Consider the following 2,244-nt stretch of genomic DNA (forward strand, 5'->3'; position numbering starts at 1 on the left):
CTGGCCGAGGAGGTGCTCCTGGACGGTCCGCGGCTCCCGGCCCGGACTCGTCGCGGTGTAGTCGGGGGCGGGCAGGGCCTTGCGGTCCACCTTGCGGTTCACCGTGAGCGGGAGTGCGTCCAGCTCGACGATCGCCGCCGGCACCATGTAGTCCGGCAACGTGGCCGACAGGCCGGCACGGATGTCCGCGACATCTGTGATGCCTGCGATGTCTGCACCATCCGGACCGCTCGCCGGGACGACGTATCCGACAAGGCGCTTGTCGCCCGGCCGGTCCTCCCGCACCACCACCGCCGCCTGGGCAACGGACGGGTGGGCGAGCAGGGCGGTCTCGATCTCTCCGAGTTCGATGCGGAAGCCGCGGATCTTGACCTGGTCGTCGGTACGGCCCAGGAAATGGAGTTGCCCCTCGGCGTTCCACCGCACCAGGTCCCCGGTCCGGTACATCCGCTCACCGGGCATGCCGTAGGGGTTGGCGACGAACCGCTCCGCCGTCAGCCCGGGACGGTCCAGGTATCCCCGCGCCAGCTGCACACCTGCCAGGTACAGCTCCCCGGCCACCCCCGCAGGCACCGGCCGCAGCGACCGATCCAGCACAAAGGCCCGGGTGTTCGCCGTCGGACGGCCGATCGGCGGAGTACGTCCCCACGACGGCGCGGCACAGCGCATCAGCGTGGCCCCGATGGTCGTCTCCGTCGGCCCGTAACTGTTGTAGAACTCCCGATCGGCAGTGGTCCACCGGTCGACCAGCCCCGCGTCCGGCGCCTCGCCTCCCACCACGAGCAACCGCAGCTCCGGCAACCGCTCGGGGTCCAGCGACCGCGCCACCCCCGGTGTCACATGCGCCACCGACACGCCCTGCGCATGCATCAGTCCCTGCAGACGCTCCAGGTCGACCCGGTCCTCATCGGCAGCCAGCACGAAAACCGCACCGGAGATCAAGGTGACGAAAAGGTCCTGCACCGACACATCGAAGCTGAACGCCGTCGCCCCCAGCACCCGCGAACGCTCGTCGATCCCGTACTCCGGCATGACGGCGGCGATGTTGTTGGCAAGCGAACGGTGCGTGACCACCACGCCCTTCGGACGTCCCGTGGACCCAGAGGTGTAGATGACGTACGCGCGGTGGTCGAGCAGCAGCGGGCCCCGCCGGTCCAGGTCGGACAGATCGTGCGCGGCACGGCCCGACAGGTCCAGCCTCACCTGGGGATCGTCGAGCGACAGACGAGCCACGTCGACGCCCCGCAGGCTCTCCCACGTCGCGTCGTCGGCGATGAGGACCGAGGGCCGTGCCTCGGAGAGCAGATGGGCGATCCGATCGACCGGATGACCGGGATCGATCGGAAGGTAGGCAGCCCCCGCCTTGAGTACGGCCAGGATGGCGACGACGAGGTCGACGGACCGAGGAAGCGCCAGAGCGACGATGTCTTCGGGCCGTACGCCGCGGTCGGCCAGAAGGCGGGCGAGCCGGTTGGCTCGGGTGTTGAGTTCGGCATAGGACACTTCCACGCCCTCGAACACGACCGCGGTCGCGTCCGGGGTGCGGGCGGCCTGGGCCTGGAACAGTTCAGGCAGCGTTGCGAGGGGAACGTCGCGGGCGGTGTCGTTCCACTCCAGCAGAATGCGGTCGCGTTCGCCGACGTCGAGTATCTCTATGCGGTTGACCGGCACCGACGGGTTTGTGGTCACTGTTTCCAGCACCCGGAGCAAGCGCTCGCCGATGCCGGCGACGGTGTGGTGATCGAACAGGTCGGCGGCATAGGTGATCACACCCTGCAGCCCCGCAGGCTCGCCTCCGTCGGTGAGGTGTTCGCTGAGCTGGACGTCCAGGTCGAACTTGGCCGGCACCTCACCCGTGGGCAACACCTCGACGGCCAGGCCGGGCAACTCAAGATCCGGCGTGGTGTTGTTCTGCAGGGTGAGCATGACCTGGAACAGCGGATGGCGAGCCATCGACCGGGCCGGTGCGAGCTCCTCCACCAGCCGCTCGAACGGCACGTCCTGGTGCGCATACGCATTCAGCGCGCCCTCACGGACCCGCTCAAGGAGCTGGGTGAAGTCCGGATTCCCCGACACATCGGAACGCAGGACGAGGGTGTTGACGAAGAACCCGACCAAGTCGTCGAGCGCCTCATCGGTCCGACCGGCAAGGGGAGTACCGATCGGAATGTCCTCCCCGGCACCGAGACGGTGCAGCAGAGCAGCCAGGGCCGCCTGCATCACCATGAACACCGTCACCCCCTG

The 2,244-nt window shown here is 68.6% G+C and carries 1 protein-coding gene; it reads right to left on the reverse strand.

The features are described 5' to 3' along the window. A partial coding sequence (locus ACWGIG_RS38575) for a non-ribosomal peptide synthetase (RefSeq protein WP_453326394.1) occupies positions 1 to 2,238 on the reverse strand: 2,238 nt, incomplete at its 3' end. Positions 2,239 to 2,244: the final 6 nt, after the last annotated feature.

It is taken from the genome of Streptomyces sp. NPDC054863, from assembly GCF_053610825.1.